Genomic DNA, 222 nt, shown 5'->3' on the forward strand with positions numbered 1-222 from the left:
GAGAGATGGCTGAGCGGTTGAAAGCACCGGTCTTGAAAACCGGCATACGTTAATAGCGTATCTAGGGTTCAAATCCCTATCTCTCCGCCACTAAATTTTTATAAAGCGCGCCTGCGTTTTATACCGCTTTTGGAGAGATGGCTGAGCGGTTGAAAGCACCGGTCTTGAAAACCGGCATACGTTAATAGCGTATCTAGGGTTCAAATCCCTATCTCTCCGCCA

1 tRNA gene is annotated in these 222 nt (G+C 47.7%); it reads left to right on the forward strand.

From position 1 onward, the window contains the following. The first annotated feature begins 131 nt into the window (after positions 1–131). A tRNA-Ser gene (locus ACW689_RS21555) sits at positions 132–222 on the forward strand.

The organism is Pseudoalteromonas sp. ABE4_541 (genome assembly GCF_056312285.1).